This is a genomic window from Vibrio glycogenivorans (genome assembly GCF_051660965.1).
Taxonomy (GTDB): Bacteria; Pseudomonadota; Gammaproteobacteria; order Enterobacterales; family Vibrionaceae; genus Vibrio.
In genome coordinates, this window is record NZ_JBPVIS010000007.1 from 94,965 (window position 1) to 109,974 (window position 15,010).

The 15,010-nt window shown below is 52.5% G+C and carries 12 protein-coding genes; 6 read left to right on the forward strand and 6 right to left on the reverse strand.

Going from position 1 to position 15,010, the window contains the following annotated elements; translation table 11 throughout:
• Positions 1-210: 210 nt before the first annotated feature.
• From priA to hslU, 5 genes are all read left to right on the forward strand, one after another.
• Positions 211-2,406 (forward strand): primosomal protein N', encoded by a 2,196-nt coding sequence (gene priA / locus ACSTTG_RS14875; RefSeq protein WP_438475375.1) that lies wholly within the window; start codon positions 211-213, stop codon positions 2,404-2,406.
• Positions 2,407-2,499: 93 nt separating this feature from the next.
• Positions 2,500-3,567: a DNA-binding transcriptional regulator CytR gene (gene cytR, locus ACSTTG_RS14880; RefSeq protein WP_438459917.1), complete on the forward strand. Its 1,068-nt coding sequence runs from the start codon at positions 2,500-2,502 to the stop codon at positions 3,565-3,567.
• A gap of 140 nt (positions 3,568-3,707) precedes the next feature.
• Positions 3,708-4,268: an SPOR domain-containing protein gene (locus ACSTTG_RS14885; protein ID WP_438475376.1), complete on the forward strand. Its 561-nt coding sequence runs from the start codon at positions 3,708-3,710 to the stop codon at positions 4,266-4,268.
• Between the two features lie 383 nt (positions 4,269-4,651).
• Complete coding sequence (hslV, locus tag ACSTTG_RS14890; protein WP_438459722.1) at positions 4,652-5,206, forward strand: ATP-dependent protease subunit HslV; 555 nt, start codon at positions 4,652-4,654, stop codon at positions 5,204-5,206.
• A gap of 60 nt (positions 5,207-5,266) precedes the next feature.
• A complete protein-coding gene (hslU, locus tag ACSTTG_RS14895) occupies positions 5,267-6,598 on the forward strand; it encodes an ATP-dependent protease ATPase subunit HslU (protein ID WP_438459723.1) in 1,332 nt (443 codons plus the stop codon).
• Positions 6,599-6,848: 250 nt separating this feature from the next.
• On the opposite strand, the gene frdD is transcribed toward hslU, so the two are convergent.
• Genes frdD through frdA form a run of 4 tightly spaced genes read right to left on the reverse strand, consistent with a single transcriptional unit; the run spans position 6,849 to position 10,207 of the window.
• Entirely contained in the window at positions 6,849-7,229 is a 381-nt protein-coding gene (gene frdD / locus ACSTTG_RS14900) for a fumarate reductase subunit FrdD (RefSeq protein ID WP_438459724.1), read from the reverse strand.
• A 10-nt stretch (positions 7,230-7,239) separates the two neighbouring features.
• Entirely contained in the window at positions 7,240-7,623 is a 384-nt protein-coding gene (frdC, locus tag ACSTTG_RS14905) for a fumarate reductase subunit FrdC (protein ID WP_438459725.1), read from the reverse strand.
• Between the two features lie 2 nt (positions 7,624-7,625).
• Positions 7,626-8,384: a succinate dehydrogenase/fumarate reductase iron-sulfur subunit gene (locus tag ACSTTG_RS14910; RefSeq protein WP_438475377.1), complete on the reverse strand. Its 759-nt coding sequence runs from the start codon at positions 8,382-8,384 to the stop codon at positions 7,626-7,628.
• Complete coding sequence (gene frdA / locus ACSTTG_RS14915) at positions 8,384-10,207, reverse strand: fumarate reductase (quinol) flavoprotein subunit (protein WP_438475378.1); 1,824 nt, start codon at positions 10,205-10,207, stop codon at positions 8,384-8,386. Before frdA ends, ACSTTG_RS14910 begins: the two co-directional genes overlap by 1 nt.
• 326 nt (positions 10,208-10,533) lie before the next feature.
• Between frdA and epmA the strand changes: the two genes are divergently transcribed.
• On the forward strand, positions 10,534-11,511 hold the full coding sequence (gene epmA / locus ACSTTG_RS14920) for an elongation factor P--(R)-beta-lysine ligase (RefSeq protein WP_438475379.1): 978 nt from the start codon (positions 10,534-10,536) through the stop codon (positions 11,509-11,511).
• 215 nt (positions 11,512-11,726) lie between these two features.
• On the opposite strand, the gene flhA is transcribed toward epmA, so the two are convergent.
• Together flhA and flhB are read right to left on the reverse strand one after the other, a co-directional pair.
• Entirely contained in the window at positions 11,727-13,820 is a 2,094-nt protein-coding gene (flhA, locus tag ACSTTG_RS14925) for a flagellar biosynthesis protein FlhA (RefSeq protein WP_438475380.1), read from the reverse strand.
• Between the two features lie 55 nt (positions 13,821-13,875).
• Positions 13,876-15,009, reverse strand: coding sequence for a flagellar biosynthesis protein FlhB (gene flhB / locus ACSTTG_RS14930; RefSeq protein WP_438475381.1), 1,134 nt, complete (start codon positions 15,007-15,009; stop codon positions 13,876-13,878).
• Between the last annotated feature and the right edge of the window lies 1 nt (position 15,010).

A 15,010-nucleotide genomic window follows, 5' to 3' on the forward strand; every position in this document is an offset into this window, starting at 1 on the left:
AAAACGTTTTAGTAGCGATACCGCTGTCAATGCACATTGTACAAATTCAAGCCATATTGCTAAGGCGCGATATAGTAATGAAACCAACGGCTGGGATCAACCAATTTGACAAAATAATCGCCACTTTTTTGTTCAATAGTCGGCTCAGCGATTGGATCAGGGCTAGATTGGGTATACTATGTCGCCTCTGCAAACCTTATCAATTTGTCCATGCGTCCAACCATTGCCCGTGTATCTTTGCCAGTTCCGCTGGATAGGTCATTTGACTATGAGATCCCTGCTCACCTTTTCCCGGTGATTGGCGGGCGCGTCAGTGTGCCTTTTGGACCGAAAACCTTGATTGGTATTGTGACCGCCTTTGCCAGCGAGTCGGAGTTTGACAAGCTCAAACCGATCAAGGCCGTGCTCGATAGTGAGCCTTTATGGCCGGACTCTCTTTATCAGCTGCTGGTGTGGTGCAGTCAGTACTATCAGTATCCGCTCGGTGACACCTTTGCCAATGCCATGCCTGCTGCGCTGAAAAAGGGCAAGCCTGCTCAAGTCACGGCCATCGTAGAGTGGCACCTTAGCGAAGAGGGCCGCTCTCAGCTAATGGCGGGCTTCAGCCGCGCGAAAAAACAGGCGCTGGCGCTGCAGCTTCTAGAGCACGGTGGGATGACACGCGAGGCGCTTGCAGAGCAAGGCGTCTCATCCAGTGTGGTCAAAGCACTGGAGGAAAAGGGCTGGATAAGTGCCAAATCGCGACTGCCAACCATCCATCCGTGGGGACGTGAGGTCGAGAAAACGGCGGATAAGCCCAAGCTCAATGAGGAGCAGGCGGTGGCGATTGCCAGCGTCAATAACCGCGGCAGCTACGGCTGTTTCCTGCTTGAAGGCGTGACGGGCTCAGGAAAAACCGAGGTTTACCTGAACCTGATTAAGCCAGTGCTTGAGCGCGGTCAGCAGGCATTGGTGTTGGTGCCAGAAATCGGTCTTACGCCACAAACGATCGAGCGATTCGCCTCGCGGTTTGATGTGCCGATCTCTGTGGTTCACTCGGGACTCAATGAGACCGAGCGACTCAATGCTTGGCTAGCGGCGCGCGATCGCGCATGTGGAATCGTGATTGGTACCCGCTCTGCCTTGCTCACACCGTTTGCTGATCTCGGCATTATTATCGTCGATGAGGAGCATGACAGCTCCTACAAGCAGCAAGACAGCCTACGCTACCATGCTCGAGATGTGGCAATCATGCGTGCCAACAAACAAGGCATCCCGATAGTGCTTGGCTCGGCAACGCCGGCCCTAGAGACCCTGCACAATGCACGCAGCGGCAAATACAGCCACCTGCACCTCACTCAGCGTGCGGGCAACGCCAAACCCACTACCAATAAGGTGCTGGATATCAAGGGGTTGTATCTTGAAGGCGGGCTGTCTGCCCCCTTGATTGCTGAGATGCGCAAGCATCTTGATGCAGGCAATCAGGTATTACTGTTTCTTAATCGGCGCGGCTTCTCCCCGGCGCTGATGTGTCATGAGTGTGGCTGGATCGCTGAATGTCAGCGCTGTGAGGCCTACTACACCTACCACCAAAACAGCAGTGAGATCCGTTGTCACCATTGCGGCTCACAAAGACCCGTTATTCACCAGTGTCACGGGTGTGGAAGTACTCACTTGGTGACCGTTGGGGTGGGGACTGAGCAGCTTGAGGCGCAGCTTAACCAGCTGTTCCCAGATTACAGTGCGATTCGCATTGACCGAGATAGCACGCGGCGCAAGGGCAGCCTCGAGGAGGCGCTCGAGTCAATCCGGCGCAATGAGCATCAGATATTGATTGGTACTCAGATGCTCGCCAAGGGACACCATTTTCCTAACGTGACTCTGGTTGCGCTGCTGGATGTAGATGGCTCGCTCTACAGCAGCGACTTTCGCGCCTCCGAGCGTCTAGCACAGCTGTTTATCCAAGTGGCAGGGCGCGCAGGTCGTGCCAGTAAGCGGGGTGAGGTGATCCTGCAAACGCATCACCCAGAACATACGCTGCTTCAGGCTCTACTCAAACAAGGTTACGATCAGTTTGCTGACACAGCGCTGCAAGAGCGCAAGATGGCTCAGTTGCCTCCGTTTAGCTTCCTGACTCTGTTTAAGGCAGAAGCAAATGATAACGCACTTGTAGAGCAGTTTTTGCGTCAGGTTCGTCATACCCTAGAGGCGCATCCTCAGTTTAGTGGCGGTGATGTGGTGCTGGGTCCAACGCCAGCCCCCCTGTCTAAGCGCGCCGGAAAATATCGTTGGCAACTGCTACTTCAAACACAAACGCGTGGGCAAATGCAACGATTGCTCGCCAGCGCCAAGCCAGCGATTGCGATGCTGCCTTTGGCGAAAAAGGTGCGCTGGAGCTTGGATATCGAGCCACAAGATCTCAGTTAGGTGGTCAGTTATTGGGCAGATTTGGCGGGTTGTGATAGTCGTCACTACTTGCCTGCAAAAAATGTTAATTGTCCCGTAACATAAAATTTATTAATACTTACACTAGTTTATCGTACAGAGAAAAATAGAGATGAAACCAAGAGGACAAACCTTATGGCGACAATGAAGGATGTTGCTTTACTGGCTGGGGTTTCGACAGCGACGGTGTCCCGCGCACTGATGAACCCAGAAAAAGTCTCCGCCGCCACTCGTGAGAAAGTCGAGGATGCGGTGATGGAAGCCGGATATTCACCCAATTCATTAGCACGTAATCTGCGTCGCAATGAATCTAAAACCATTGTTGCTATCATTCCCGATATCTGTGACCCATATTTCTCAGAGATCATTCGTGGTATTGAGGATGCGGCGATGGAGCATGGGTATTTGGTTCTGCTTGGGGACAGTGGTCAGCAAAAAAAGCGTGAGTCATCCTTTGTTAACTTGGTCTTCACTAAGCAGGCTGACGGCATGTTGCTGCTCGGCTCAGATCTGCCCTTTGACGTGAGCAAGTCTGAGCAGAAGAACTTACCGCCAATGGTCATGGCCTGTGAGTATGCGCCAGAGCTTGAGCTGCCCACGGTACACATCGATAACCTGACCTCAGCCTTTGAGGCGGTGAACTATCTCGCCCAGCTTGGGCACAAGAAAATCGCCCAGCTGTCTGGTCCCGATACCTCGGCCCTGTGCCAGTTCCGTCATCAGGGCTATCAGCAAGCGCTGCGCCGAGCTGGACTGGATATGAAGCCGGAGTACGTTGAATACTGCGACTTTAACTTTGAAGGTGGTGTCGCTGGTGTGCGCCGTTTACTGTCTAACCCTGAACCGCCGACGGCGATCTTCTGTCATTGTGATACCCAAGCAATTGGTGCGATTCAAGAGGCGAAGCGCCTTGGCTTTAGAGTGCCCCAGGATCTCTCGGTGGTTGGCTTCGATAACATTGATTTTGGCATGTACTGCGATCCACCGCTGACCACTGTCGCTCAGCCTCGCTACGAGATAGGCCGCCAAACCATGTTGATGATGCTGGAAGTGCTGCGCGGCAATGATGTTCGTGCAGGCTCACGCCTTCTGGATACTGAGCTAGTGATCCGCGATAGCGCCGCGCCACCAAGACTGGTGTAACCCGCAGTCGCTCATGTCAATAACGCTTTGAATATAACCGGTTAGGTGTTTTTTTATCACCATAACCGGTAATCGTTGTTCTCAACAGACGTTCTGCTTTACCATGCATAACGTCATCCACTGATTATTTTTATATTGCTGTGGCAAAAGATTATGTAAAACGTGGTCGCGGAAACACGCGACGCCCAACCAAACGTGGTGCTGCGCCGAAGAAACCTTGGCGCAGTGGTCTGTTGGCGATCCTGCTGATTGGCACATTCAGCTATGGCCTCTATCAACTGCATATCGCCGATGAACCCGCCAAGCCTGCGTCTGTGCAACCCAAGCCACAGCCCGTGGTAAAGCCAAAACCTAAGCCGAAGCCGAAGCCTGAACTTCCGCCCAAACCGGAAGAGAAATGGGATTACGTCGAGTCCCTACCAAACCGCGAGGTGAAGGTGGAAGCCAAAGAGCTCAAGGTGTCTGAAATCCCATACATCATGCAGTGCGGCGCCTACAAGACTCAACAGCAGGCTGACTCACGCAAGCTGGATATCGCCTTCCAGGGCATCGAGAGCAAAGTTGTCAATCAAGAAGGCAGCAGCTGGTATCGTGTTGTTCTGGGGCCTTACAAGATGAAGCGTGACGCTGAGCGTGATAAGCACCGTCTAGAGCGCGCGAAGATTGAGCCTTGCGCGATTTGGAAGCAAGCGGCGCCGTAGGCGGCGCCTTACGGCGCAGGGGCGAGGACGCTGGCGCTTCGGGAAAAGGCAAGGGTGCGAGGTGCGAGTACGCTCGCGCTACGGGGAGCGAGGAGTGTATCGAATGTGGTTGCTTTTTCGCTCTCCCTACTCTCTGTGGTTTCTGACCTTCTGCTTTTTTTACTTCGTTTCCATTCGCGCAATACAGACTCATTCTTGCAACTTAAAGCGCAATCAACACTCTTATTTTTCCTCAAAATTTTCGTAACCCACCCCTCGCTCCTCGTAGGGCGCAGCCCGTCCCCGCACCTCGCCCCTAAAAAGAGAGGGGGCTTGAATTCCCCTTTCGTGGTCCTCATATAACTTTCATATCCAATGTGAAATTCTAATTAGAGGCTTGAATCATGACTACGATTGTATCTGTTCGCCGTAATAATAAAGTTGTCATTGCTGGTGATGGGCAAGTGTCACTGGGCAACACTGTAATGAAAGGGAACGCACGTAAGGTTCGCCGTCTGTATAACAACAAAGTACTGGCTGGGTTTGCCGGTGGTACTGCTGATGCATTCACGCTGTTTGAGCGCTTTGAGAGTAAGCTGCAGATGCATCAAGGTCACCTGACTAAGGCGGCGGTTGAGTTGGCCAAAGACTGGCGTAGCGACCGCGCTCTGCGCAAGCTAGAGGCGCTGCTCGCGGTCGCCGATGAGACGGCATCACTGATCATCACGGGTAACGGTGACGTCGTTCAGCCAGAGAACGACCTGATTGCGATTGGCTCAGGCGGCAGCTTTGCGCAAGCGGCGGCAACGGCGCTTTTGGAGAATACCGAATTAGACGCAACACAGATTGCCGAGAAAGCACTTAAGATTGCCGGTGATATCTGTGTGTTCACCAACCACCATCACACTATCGAAGAACTAGAAACGCCAGCGGGCGCTGCGCCATCAAGCGCGGAATAACCCCAAGATAGTTGTGTCGTGAAATGGCCAAATGGCCTTTAACTGATTTAAGGATTTGTTATGTCTGAAATGACTCCTCGCGAAATTGTACATGAGCTTAACCGCCATATTATTGGCCAAGACAACGCTAAGCGCTCAGTGGCGATTGCCCTGCGTAATCGCTGGCGCCGTATGCAGCTTGAAGAGAGCTTGCGCGCTGAAGTGACGCCAAAAAACATCTTGATGATTGGCCCAACCGGTGTGGGTAAAACCGAGATCGCTCGTCGCCTAGCAAAACTGGCCAATGCGCCATTTATCAAGGTGGAAGCGACCAAGTTCACTGAGGTGGGTTATGTGGGTAAAGAGGTGGAAACCATTATTCGCGACCTGACAGATGTGGCGATCAAGATGACCCATCAGCAAGCGATGGAGAAGGTCAAGTTCCGCGCAGAAGAGCAGGCAGAAGAGCGTATTCTCGATGCACTGTTGCCACCGGCCCGTGATGCATGGGGTCAGAATGAGCAAAGCGAGGATAACTCGAATACACGTCAAATCTTCCGCAAGAAACTGCGTGAAGGCAAGCTCGATGACAAAGAGATTGAAGTTGATGTTGCTGCTCCGCAAATGGGCGTTGAGATCATGGCGCCTCCTGGCATGGAAGAGATGACCAACCAGCTCCAGGGTATGTTCCAAAACCTGGCTGGCGACACCAAGAAAAAGCGCAAGCTTAAGATCAAGGACGCTTTCAAGGCGCTGACTGAAGAAGAAGCGGCCAAGCTGGTCAACCAAGAAGAGCTTAAAGAGAGCGCCATCAGCAACGTAGAGAACAACGGCATCGTATTTATCGATGAGATTGACAAGATCTGTAAGCGTGGCGAAAGCTCAGGCCCAGATGTCTCGCGTGAGGGTGTTCAGCGTGACTTGTTGCCACTGATTGAAGGCAGCACAGTCTCCACCAAGCACGGCATGGTCAAAACCGACCATATCCTGTTTATCACCTCGGGTGCTTTCCAGGTAGCCAAGCCATCGGATCTGATCCCTGAGCTGCAAGGCCGTCTGCCAATCCGCGTTGAGCTCGAAGCGCTTTCCAGCGATGACTTTAAGCGCATCCTAACCGAGCCTAAAGCATCTCTGACTGAGCAGTACTCAGCACTAATGAAGACCGAAGACGTCAACGTGAGCTTCACCGAAGACGGCATCAACCAGATCGCAGACGCGGCATGGCAGGTCAATGAAACCACCGAAAACATCGGTGCCCGTCGCCTACACACCGTCATGGAGCGCCTAATGGACGAGATCTCATTCGAAGCCACCGACAAAGCCGGCAGCGAGCTAGTCATCGACCAAGCTTATGTGAAGGCCAAGCTGGGTGAGCTGGTTGAGGATGAGGATTTGAGTCGATTCATTCTCTAAAGCTTCGCTTTAGGGGGGCGGGGTTCGGGTACGGGCTTTGCCCTACGAGGAGCGAGGAGTTTGGTGGACGTGATTGGCTATGTCTCCTACCCAAGCTCTGTGCTTTACATAATAAAAAAGCCAATGGCATTGCCATTGGCTTTTTTACATTGGTTTAAGCGGGGAGGTCAGGGAGAGTGAGAAAGTCACCACTACCGATAAACTCCTCGCTCCCCGTAGCGCTAGCGTACCCGCACCTCGCCCCTAAAAATTAAACCATTAACACGAAGATAATAGCGAGTAACGTAATCGCCGAAGCAAACCAATAACAAGCGATCTTCCCTACAACGCCTGTGTGGAATTTTAGGTCGTGCATGCCGTGGTGTAGGCGGTGCATGGCGTGCCACATGGGCAGGGCCAGGGTGGCGATGATGAATAGGCCGCCGATGAACGAGCCGACAAAGTCGCGCGCGCGATCGTAGCTCAGGGCCTCTGCATCAATGATGCCCAGTGGGACTAATACGCCCAGGACAAACACTGTGATTGGGGTTAGCATAGCGAACCAGGTACCGCCGGCGCCAAACAGTCCCCACCATATTGGCTCGTCCGAGCGTTTCGGGGCAGTATCTACCTTAAAGTTGGTATGACTCACGATAAACTCCTTAGACAATAATCAATACGATGAGTGAGATAAAGGCAACGGCTGCCCATTGTGCTAGCACAATCAGCTTTTTATCGACTGGCTTGCCTTTGAGTTTGATCGGCATTACCTGCGGCATCATGCTAAAGAAGGTGTGTGCATGCAGCAGGCTGCCCGCCAGAGCAACCAGGTTAATACCAACCACCAATGGGTTAGCCATAAACGCTAGCCAGGTTTGCCAAGCTTCCGGGCCCTTAACCAACGCGCCAAGGCCGAAGGTCAAAAACAGGGTAAATAGGATCAGTGGTAGCACCGTCGCTTCACGCAGCATGTAGAAACGATAGAAGGCGTGGTTTTTCCACCAAGTACGCTTTACCTCGCGCACGTAAGGTTTACGATTACTCATAATTACACTTCCTCTGCGACAGGCTTGCCATCAGGCTTAAGCATCGCGATAACAAAGTCCATTGATGAGGCGACTTTACCTTGGTTTACAGCCGCTGCTGGGTCAACGTTCTTCGGACAGACTTCAGAGCAGTAGCCAACAAAGGTACAGCCCCAAGCGCCGTTTTCACCATTGATGATCGACATACGCTCATCAGCGCCATTATCACGGCTATCCAGGTTGTAGCGATGCGCCAGTGTGAGTGCTGCAGGGCCAACAAACTCAGGGTTTAGACCAAACTGAGGACACGCGGCATAACACAGACCACAGTTGATACAGCCAGCGAACTGCTTGTAGCGCGCCATCTGCTCTGGAGTTTGGATGTTAGCGCCGTCTTCTGGCGTGCGGTCATTGCCGATGATGTAAGGCTTGATGGCCTCTAAACGCTCGATAAACGGCGTCATATCAACAATCAGGTCTTTTTCAATCGGGAAGTTGGCCAGTGGCTCAATCTTCACCCCGTTCGGGTAGTCACGTAAGAAGCTCTTACACGCCAGCTTAGGCACGCCATCGACCATCAGGCCACATGAGCCACAGATCGCCATACGGCAAGACCAACGGTACGACAGGTTTTTATCTAGGTTGTCTTTGATGTAGCCCAGTGCGTCCAAGATAGACATGGTTTCATCAAATGGCACCTCAAAAGTCTGGAAGAAAGGTTCTGCGTCACGCTCTGGGTCGTAGCGCAGGATCTCAACTTTCTGAATACGAGTAGATGACATTAGGCTTGCTCCTCTTCCTTATTCTCGGCTTGCTCTGCAGCCTGCTTCTCTTCCGCCGCCGCTTTTTCTGCCGCTTCACCGTAGAGGCGCGCTTTGGGTTGAGACTTAGTGATGGTGACATCGCTGTAGTCGATACGCGGGTCGGCATCGGCCTCGTAGAAGGCCAGCGAGTGCTTCAGGAACAGCTCGTCATCACGCTCAGTGCAACCCTCATCTAGGCGCTGGTGGGCACCACGAGACTCTTTACGCAAGATTGCTGAATGAACCATGGCCTCGGCCACCTCTAGTCCATAGCCAACCTCAATCGCATAAAGTAGGTCAGTGTTGAATACCTTGCCTTTGTCTTTGATGCTGACGTTTTTGTAGCGCTGTTTCAGCGTCTGCAGCTTCTCGATGGTTGCCTGCATCAGATCTTCTTGACGGTAGATACCACAGCCCGCTTCCATGGTGTGACCCATTTCAGTACGGATATCGGCCCAGTTCTCGTCGCCTTCTTGGTTTAGCAGTGCAGTGATACGCTCTTCAACCGCCTTAACTTGGCTGTCGATAGCGTCTTGGTTCCAACCCTTAAACTCTTCCACACGCTTAACCGCATTTTCACCCGCAACGCGGCCAAACACCACAAACTCAGCCAGTGAGTTTGAGCCCAAACGGTTCGCACCATGCAGACCAACCGACGCACACTCACCAACCGCAAATAGGCCCTTAATGCGTGTCTCACACTGCTTATCAGTCTCAATACCACCCATGGTGTAGTGCACCGTTGGACGGATTGGGATTGGCTCTTTGGCTGGGTCGACGTTAACGTAGGCTTTCGATAGCTCACAGATAAACGGCAGACGCTCTTGCAGGTACTCTTCACCGAGGTGAGTCAGGTCGAGGTGGACCACGTCACCAAGAGGGTGCTTAATGGTGTTGCCTTTTTGCTGCTCATGCCAGAAAGCTTGTGAAACCTTGTCGCGAGGACCCAGTTCCATGTATTTGTTTTTTGGCTCGCCAACCGGAGTTTCCGGTCCCATGCCGTAATCTTGTAGGTAACGGTAGCCATCTTTATTGACGATGATGCCGCCTTCACCACGACAACCCTCAGTCATCAGGATGCCGGTGCCAGGAAGGCCAGTCGGGTGGTATTGAACAAATTCCATATCACGCAGTGGCACGCCGTGACGATAAGCCATTGCCATGCCGTCACCGGTCACGATGCCGCCGTTGGTGTTACAGTGATAAACGCGGCCCGCGCCGCCAGTCGCTAGGACGACGGATTTTGCCTTGATGGTGACCAGTTCACCCTCAGACATGTGGATGGCGACCAAACCTTGCACTTCGCCCTCATCAACAATCAGGTCGACCACGAAGTATTCGTCAAAGCGGTTAATATTGCTGTACTTAATAGAGGTTTGGAAAAGGGTGTGCAGCATATGGAAGCCGGTTTTATCTGCGGCAAACCAAGTACGCTCAACCTTCATGCCACCAAAGCGGCGCACGTTCACTTCGCCGTTTTCTTTACGGCTCCATGGGCAACCCCATTGTTCCATCTGAATCATTTCGCGGGTTGCGTTCTCAACGAAGTATTCAACAACGTCTTGTTCACACAGCCAATCGCCACCGCCAACGGTGTCGTTAAAGTGGTTATCTAGGCTGTCTTCATCTTTGATGACGGCAGCTGAGCCACCTTCCGCCGCAACGGTGTGAGAGCGCATTGGGTAGACTTTAGAAATCAGAGCAATCTCTAGTTCTGGGTTTGCTTCAGCCGCAGCGATTGCGGTTCTCAGGCCAGCGCCACCAGCGCCAATTACTGCGATATCTGTGGTAATTGTTTTCACAGTTATCCTCCAGGTGTGTAAGTGAAATCAGCGGTTTATACCGCTCTAATCTTCTTTTTTCTAGTCTGAGCCCATGCATAAAATCATCAATGAAAGGCTCAATAATGCCACCTATCCCAAAGTGGTAGCCCAGTGTAAAAGACCCAGATGAAGGAAAAATTGATTTACTTAGGTTTTTGCGGCGGAATTTCAGCCAGATAAGTGAGATTTGCAGGAAACTGTGACTAGGCTCACCGGCTGATAATTGGTTGAACAGTAGGCGAAACGCTTGGGTCGAGGGCGTTGAGCAAGTACACTACGGCGGTCAAATATCATGAGAATTACGTATGTCGAACCCCCAAGCATGGCAGCCTTCTGCTTCTATTACCCAGCTCAAACAGCGTGCGCGCATCATTACCCAGATCCGTGATTTTTTCGCCCAGCGTGAGGTGATGGAGGTCGATACACCGGCGATGAGCCATGCCACCGTCACCGACATCCATCTGCATACGTTTAATACTGAGTTTATCGGTCCCGATTACGCCAATGGACAAACCCTGTACCTGATGACCAGCCCAGAGTTTCACATGAAACGTCTGCTCGCCGCAGGCAGTGGATGCATCTATCAGATCAATAAAGCGTTTCGTAACGAAGAAAACGGTCGCCACCACAACCCTGAGTTCACCATGCTCGAGTGGTACCGGGTCGGCTTTGACCACCATGCCTTAATGAATGAGATGGACGAACTGCTGCAGCAAGTGTTACGCAGTGCGCCCGCCGAGCGCATGACTTATCAGCAAGCCTTTCTCTCGGTTCTCGGCGTATGCCCACTCGAAGCCTCAATGGATGAGCTGAAACAGGTCGCCGTCACCCTAGGTCTTGGTGATATCGCACTGCCAGAGCAAGACCGTGACACCTTGCTCCAGCTGCTGTTTAGTGTCGGTGTTGAGGCCAAGATTGGCCAAAACGCACCCGCGTTTGTTTACGATTTCCCAGCTAGCCAAGCCGCACTGGCAAAAATCAACCCAGCCGATCCGCGCGTTGCCGACCGGTTCGAGGTGTACTTCAAAGGCATCGAGCTCGCCAACGGCTTCCACGAACTCGACAACCCGCAAGAGCAACTAGTCCGCTTTGAACAAGACAACCAAAAACGACTCGAAATGGGCCTCAAACCCCAACCCATAGACCACCACCTGATCGCCGCCCTAGAGGCCGGCTTACCCAACTGCGCCGGCGTCGCCCTCGGAATCGACAGGCTTATTATGTTGGCGCTTGGGTGTAGTCATATTGACGAGGTTACTGCGTTTGCGTTTCCTATTGCTTAAATATAAATAAAGGGGCGAGGTTCGAGTACGGGCTTTGCCCTACGGGGAGCGAGGAGTTCTTCGCGCGTGGGGACTTCTCGCACCCTAATAAAAGGGTGCGGAGTTTAAGAACGGGTTATCGTCCTACGGGGAGTGAGGAGTTCCTTGCGCGTTGTGGACTCCTCGTACCTCGGAACGAAGTGAAACCCGTAGTGAAACGTCCCCGTACCCTGTGTTTATCCGAGATGCCCAAGCACATTGATGTTTTTGTCTTCAGGGATTTCATTATAAGACAGAACAATCAATCCCTTAGCGAAGGTGCGTGCGTAGCGGGATAGGAGAGGGCGTAACTGTGGGGCGACCAATAGAACTGGTTTGAAGCCGTTTTGTTTTAGTTGCTCGCGGATGTTGGGCATGTTTTGTTGTAGCTGTGCCAGTAGGTTGGGCTCTACTGGGAAGCTGTCTAGGGCAACACTGCCGGCTTGTTGGGCCTTGTTTAGGGCGGTCATCAGCATCTTTTCTAGATTATCGCTGAGGGTAAAGATATTAAAATCATTGCCTGTGCCAATCAGATGATTGGTTAGCGTGCGCTTGAGGCCGCAGCGGATATCTGAGGCGATAAGGATCGCGTCCTTAGTCACTTCACTGCTCTCTAGCATGATTGAAGAGATGTTGAGCGTGTCCTTAACCGGAACTTGATCCGCCAGCAGTTGGCGATAGATGCGCATCTGTTGCTGGTGGGTCAACTGCGTTGCTAGGCTCTCTGCCAGTTTTGGCGAGTGCTGGGCAAGGCGCTCCATTACGCGCTCGACATCATCGTGATTAAACAGCTCCGCGGTGTGCTCTTTGATGATTTTGCTCAGGTGAGTAGCAATCACCGTCGCGCCATCGACAACCGAGTAACCCAGGTTTAGTGCCTGCGGCTTATTGTTGGGCTCAATCCATACCGCATCAAGCTGATACGCTGGGTCTTTGGCCAGTACACCATCTAACTGACCATAGACTTCACCGGTTGCCAACGCCATCAAGCGCTCGGGGTCAATCTCACCCTTGGCGAGGGTCTCACCATACAGCGAGATGGTGTATTGGGTTGGCTTTAGTTTTAGGTTATCGCGAATCGCGATCTCTGGGATCAAGAAACCTGCTTGTTCGGTAATCGTCTTGCGCACGCCGCGCACACGCAGCGCCAGCGGCTCACCTTGGTTCTTATCAACGAGGTTGACTAGGCGATAGCCAAGCTCAAGCGAGAGCGGATGAACATGCGGGACATCTTGCCAGTCAAGCGTAGGTGCTTCGTCTTGAGCCACGGCCTCAGCCACGGCCTCAGCCTGCTCAAGGGGCTCTGGGTCGAGGTGTTTGCGCCCCTGTTTCCACGCCGCAAAGGCGAGCAGAGCGGCAAAGCTGAAGAAGGCCAAATGTGGCATGCCCGGTACGATACCGATGATAAGCATGATGCCACTGGCTGTCGCGAGCGTCAGCGGAGAAGCCAGCATCTGCTTTTGCACGTCATCTGAGAGCTCACCGGAGTCACTGACTCGGGTCACAATGATGGCCGCGGCAACTGCTAGCAAGAGTGACGGAATCTGCGCAACCAGGCCGTCACCAATGGTAAGCAGGGCAAAGCGCTGGAAGGCTTCGCTTGCGGCTAGGTCATGCTGAACCATACCTATGGTCACACCACCGAGGATGTTGATGATTAGGATCAGCATCCCGGCAATCGCATCGCCACGAACAAACTTGGAGGCACCATCCATCGAGCCATAGAAATCTGCTTCGCGCGCAATTTCACGACGGCGCTCTTTGGCCTGGTTCTGGTCAATGATACCGGCATTTAGGTCGGCATCGATCGCCATCTGTTTGCCGGGTAGCGAGTCAAGGGTAAAACGCGCCGAGACCTCGGAGATACGCTCACCACCTTTGGTAATCACCACAAAGTTGATGATCATCAGGATGATAAACACCACGATACCAACAAAGTAGTTACCGCCAATCACCACATTACCAAACGCTTGAATCACCTTACCGGCGGCATCACCCCCGTTGTGACCTTCGAGCAATACCACACGCGTCGAGGCGACGTTGAGTGTCAGGCGCATCAGGGTGGCGATAAGCAAGATGGTCGGGAAGACACTGAACTCAAGCGGTCGCTGACTGGAAACCGCGACCAACAGTACGATCACCGACAGTACGATATTGAAGATAAATAGCGCATCAAGCAGTACTGGTGGCAACGGAAGGATCACCATTGCCAACACGGTTAGCAGTAGGATCGGGATGCCAAAGTAACTATTTTTAATCGCTGGAAATATTAAATTTAGTCTTTCTTTCATAGGGATATCTACTCGATATGGCGATTGTGTAAGTGGTCAGGGTTAATCAAATGGGTTAATCGTGGCGCAGCGCCTTAGGGATCACTAATGGCGGCAACGGCGTTGGTTTTCGTGAGCGATCTTGTCGGTACTCTTTCAATTGCATCACATAGGTCAGCACGTGCGCGATAGCGACAAACAGTGGACCTGGTACCTCTTGGTCGACGCGGGTATTAAAGTACACCGCACGGGTCAATGGTGGCAGGTTGAGGATCTCGACATCATGTTGTCGTGCCACTGCTTGAATGCGCAGCGCCATTTCATCCTCACCCTTGGCGACGACAAACGGTGCCCCTGCACGTGATAGGTCGTATTTAATTGCCACGGCGTAGTGGGTCGGGTTGGTGATCACCACATCCGCGGTCGGCACCGAGTTGTCGATGCGACGACGCGACATCTGCTGCTGCAACTGCTTGATCTTCTGCTTAATCTCGGGGCTACCTTCGCTGTTCTTGTGCTCCTCTTTGACCTCTTGCTTGGTCATCTTCAGCTGCTTGGTGTGATTCCATAGCTGATAAGGCATATCGATAAGGCCGATGAGTAGCACAACAAAACCAAAATAGATCAGAGCCTTAATAAGGTGGGCCAAGGTGGTACTGATCCCCTGCTCAAGCGGGGCACGCTGCGCAGCGATCAGGTTGGCCAGATTGCTGCTCAGGAGCCAATACAGCACGCCACCAATGAAGACAACCTTGAGTATTGATTTAGCGAGCTCGACCAAAGATTTGATCGAAAACAGGCGTTTAAATCCCTCAATTGGACTGATTTTGCTCAGCTTCGGCTTGATAAGCTTGAGTGACATCACCCAGCCACTAGGGATCATGGAGCTTAGAATCGTCACCAGTATGAGCACCGCTGCCATAGGGATAAACAAACCACCCAGCAGCAAGACACTCTCGGCGAGTTTACGCGTCATGATGTCTGGCTGGCGCAGCTCCTGAAACGAGAGCTGGTAGTTAATCGTAAACAGCTTTTGTGCCTGCTGGCCGAGATAGTGGCCATATGCCCAAAGAAATAGGGCGATAGCGATAAACAAGACCCCAACGACAAATTCTTTCGATCGCGCCGCCTGACCTTCCTGTTTGGCTTTGCGCAGTTTCTGGGGACTGGGTTTCTCGCTTTTGTCCTGACTGCTTTGATTCTCAGCCATG

Excerpts from the sequence above, each read along its gene's own strand:
- hslU (WP_438459723.1), top strand. The coding sequence starts at position 5,267 with ATGTCTGAAATGACTCCTCGCGAAATTGTACATGAGCTTAACCGCCAT.
- hslV (WP_438459722.1), top strand. The coding sequence starts at position 4,652 with ATGACTACGATTGTATCTGTTCGCCGTAATAATAAAGTTGTCATTGCT.
- frdC (WP_438459725.1), bottom strand. The coding sequence starts at position 7,623 with ATGAGTAATCGTAAACCTTACGTGCGCGAGGTAAAGCGTACTTGGTGG.
- flhB (WP_438475381.1), bottom strand. The coding sequence starts at position 15,009 with ATGGCTGAGAATCAAAGCAGTCAGGACAAAAGCGAGAAACCCAGTCCC.
- priA (WP_438475375.1), top strand. The coding sequence starts at position 211 with ATGCGTCCAACCATTGCCCGTGTATCTTTGCCAGTTCCGCTGGATAGG.
- flhA (WP_438475380.1), bottom strand. The coding sequence starts at position 13,820 with ATGAAAGAAAGACTAAATTTAATATTTCCAGCGATTAAAAATAGTTAC.
- ACSTTG_RS14910 (WP_438475377.1), bottom strand. The coding sequence starts at position 8,384 with ATGTCATCTACTCGTATTCAGAAAGTTGAGATCCTGCGCTACGACCCA.
- epmA (WP_438475379.1), top strand. The coding sequence starts at position 10,534 with ATGTCGAACCCCCAAGCATGGCAGCCTTCTGCTTCTATTACCCAGCTC.